This is a genomic window from uncultured Cetobacterium sp. (assembly GCF_947039425.1).
Lineage (GTDB): Bacteria > Fusobacteriota > Fusobacteriia > Fusobacteriales > Fusobacteriaceae > Cetobacterium_A.
The window spans coordinates 1-3,575 of the sequence record NZ_CAMQYW010000205.1; the positions used below are offsets into that span (position 1 = coordinate 1).

A 3,575-nucleotide genomic window follows, 5' to 3' on the forward strand; every position below is an offset into this window, starting at 1 on the left:
CAGACGTGTGCTCTTCCGATCTAAGTAAAGATGAAATTATCCCTAAAATAGAAGCTCCCCAGCTAGAAATAGGGATAAGAGGACATATAGGAGCACTTGTAGAATCAACATAATAAGCAATTTTAGCTTTGCTTATTGAATATGACTCACTTAAAGTTTTACTAATATTTCCAACAATAATAGAATTAAAATATCCATCTATATATATTATAATTCCTAAAAAAATAATAAATAATTCAGCACTTTTTTTAGTTTTTAATTTAGTTTTTATCCAATTGGAAAAAGAGTTAATCCCACCACTTTCCTCCATTAATGTGCTTAATATAGACAACATTGGAAGAAAAATTAAAATTGAAATATTCCACTTGTTAAAAGAGTTATTAATATAAAAAATACTGGATATTGATTTATAACCTTTAAAAATAAAATTAAAGAACGTTAAATTTGGTTGAAGTAATATAGATATAAAAAATCCACTAAAAAGAGAGATAAAACTTTTTTTAGTTTTGATTAAGACTAATAATGAAATAATAATAGGTAAGAATAAAAAAAATATGTGCATATAACACCATCCCTTCATGACTATAATGTTATATCACACATATTAAAAAAAGACCACTATAAAATACTAAAATCGTATTCTTTAATAAGTTCATTGATTATATCTTTAGCTACTTCTTTTTTAGATTTTTCAGGATATTTAACTATTTCTCCATTATTTTTTATTATTTGAATAGAGTTAGTTTGTTTTTGCATATTATTTGCATTATTTGCCACAATCATATTCAGATTTTTTTTCATTAATTTTTTCTTAGCATTTTCTTCAATATTTTCAGTTTCAGCAGCAAAACCAATTAAAAATTGATTTTCTTTTTTTAATCCCATATTAAATAAAATATCAGGATTTCTTTCTAAGGCTATAACTAAATCACCATCAGCTTTTTTAATTTTTTCTGTTGAGTATATTTTAGGTCTATAATCAGCAACAGCAGCACAAGCAATAGCTACATCTTGAGAATCAAACTCCTCCATAACTTTATCAAACATATTTTGGGCACTTTTAACAGAAATAAATTTTTTAAGATTATTAGGGACTTCTAAATTTGTTGGACCAGAAATAAGAGTGACATTAGCACCTAATAAAGTAGCTCTTTTAGCTAATTCATATCCCATTTGTCCACTAGATCTATTTGAAAAATATCTTACAGGATCTAAGGCTTCCTCAGTTCTCCCTGCTGTAATTAAAAAATTAATATTTTTTAATGGTTGAGATTCTTCTTGTTCTAATCTTTCCTCTATGATTTCAACAATCTCTTTTTCATCTTTAAGTCTTCCTTTAGCATTGACGTTACATGCTAAAAATCCTTCATCAGCTTCAATAAAATTATAGTTAAATGATTTTAACTTATCAATATTGCTTTTTAAAATAGGATTATTATACATATTAACATTCATAGCTAAAGCAAAATAAACTGGTTTAATTGAAGCTGATATAACAGTAGAAAGCATATCATCTGCAATTCCATTGGCAACTTTTCCAATTATATTTAGAGTTGCAGGAGCTACTAAAATAAGATCTGCCCATTCAGCAAGAGAGATATGTTCTACTTCCATTTGATGTTCTCTTTCCCACATATCTGTGTAAACCTTATTTCTAGATAGAGTTTCTAAAGTTTGTGGTGTTATTATTTTAGTAGCGCTAGTAGTCATAATAACTTTAACATTATAACCTCTTTTTCTTAAAATAGAGATAATATTAGCTGATTTATAAGCTGCAATTCCTCCAGTTACACCGAGTAAAATATTTTTCATAGTTTTCTCCTTTAATTTAATTTTATAAAAAAAGGAGCTAATCTTTAAAGAAAAGCTCCTAGTAAAATTATTCGTTATAATATAAGTTTTCTGTAGGGAATACTGGATCACATGTAACATCAACACCAAGTTTTCTAAGAGTTTGCTCGTCACCTTTTCCTAAAATAGTAGTTGAGTGTAATTGAGCACCTTTAAGCATTGGTAGTTTATCTAAAGCAACTTGTGCCATAGGGTTTGTTGCAGCTGAAATAGTTAACGATATTAACATCTCTTCACAGTCTAAACCAATATTTTTACTTTGTAATGTATTTTTCTTTAATTTTAATATATCTTCAATAATAGATGGAGAAATTAAATGAATTTCATCATTAATTCCAGCAATATCTTTAAGAGCATTGATTAAAACTGCAGCAGAAGCATCTAAAACATTTGATTTTTTCCCAGTTAATATTGAATGATTTTCTAATTCAATAGCAACAGATGAGTGTAACTCTTTTGAAGGAGTTGTAGTCGAGTGATTTTGTTTTTCAAGATGTTCTCTTGCAACAGTAACAACTCTTCTATGATCCTCTTTAAGTCCTAACTCTTCCATTATAAGTCTAGCTCTTTGGAAAGTTTCTTTATCAACATAACCTTTTTTATATTCACATCCTGTTTTAAAGAATCTTCTTATAATCTCTTGATTAGAAGCTTCCTTAACAACATCGTCATCAATAATTCCAAATCCAACTCTATTAACACCCATATCTGTTGGTGATTTATATATAGATTCTTTATTTGTTATTTTTTCGATAATTCTTCTTAACACTGGAAAAGCTTCAATATCTCTATTATAGTTAACAGAAGTTTCTCCGTAAGCTTCTAAATGGAAAGAATCTATTAAGTTAACATCTCTTAAATCAACAGTAGCAGCTTCATATGCTATATTTAATGGATGCTTTAAAGGTACGTTCCAAACAGGGAATGTTTCAAATTTTGAGTATCCAGCAACATTTCCTCTTTTATTTTCATGATATAATTGACTTAAACAAGTAGCAAGCTTTCCGCTTCCAGGTCCTGGAGCAGTAACAACAACAATTGGCTTAGAAGTTTCGATATATGGATTTTTTCCATATCCCTCATCACTTACAATAGTATCAACATCAGTTGGATACCCTTTAGTTGCTCTATGTTTATAAACCTTAATTCCTCTTCTCTCTAATTTATTAATAAATAGAGATGTAGCTGGTTGGTCATCATATCTAGTAATAACAACACTATTTACTTCAAGTTCACGTTCTCTTAAATCATCTATTAATCTAAAAACATCCATGTCATAAGTAATACCAAAATCTCCTCTGATTTTGTTTCTTTCAATATCTCCAGCAAAAACACAAATAATTACTTCAACTTTTTCTTTAAGTCTTTGTAATAGTTTGATTTTAGCATTTTCATCAAAACCTGGTAATACTCTTTTAGCGTGTAAGTCGAACAACAGTTTCCCACCAAATTCAAGATATAATTTATCAAAATTGTTAACTCTCTCTAGAATAAACTTCGACTGCTCCTCTAGATATTTATTATGATCAAAACCTATTTTCATGACTCACTCCTTGTTTTTATTTATTTTGGTCAGAGCAATTCCTGACTCTATATCTTAGCATGGATATAAAAAAAAATCTAGGATTAAAATTTTTATTTATGTTATACTTGTTAAATATTATTGATTGGGGAGGCATTGACAATGCAAAAAAAACTTATACTAATAGATTGTGATCCAGGAT

2 protein-coding genes are annotated in these 3,575 nt (G+C 28.1%); both read right to left on the minus strand.

Annotated features, from left to right (window positions below; all coding sequences use genetic code 11):
• Nucleotides 1–618: 618 nt before the first annotated feature.
• Nucleotides 619–1,812, minus strand: coding sequence for a bifunctional phosphopantothenoylcysteine decarboxylase/phosphopantothenate--cysteine ligase CoaBC (coaBC, locus tag Q0V09_RS09195; protein WP_297406067.1), 1,194 nt, complete (start codon nucleotides 1,810–1,812; stop codon nucleotides 619–621).
• 67 nt (nucleotides 1,813–1,879) lie between these two features.
• Nucleotides 1,880–3,394 (minus strand): DUF1846 domain-containing protein, encoded by a 1,515-nt coding sequence (locus tag Q0V09_RS09200; RefSeq protein ID WP_297406068.1) that lies wholly within the window; start codon nucleotides 3,392–3,394, stop codon nucleotides 1,880–1,882.
• Nucleotides 3,395–3,575 lie beyond the last annotated feature (181 nt).

Excerpts from the sequence above, each read along its gene's own strand:
- coaBC (WP_297406067.1), bottom strand. The coding sequence starts at position 1,812 with ATGAAAAATATTTTACTCGGTGTAACTGGAGGAATTGCAGCTTATAAA.
- Q0V09_RS09200 (WP_297406068.1), bottom strand. The coding sequence starts at position 3,394 with ATGAAAATAGGTTTTGATCATAATAAATATCTAGAGGAGCAGTCGAAG.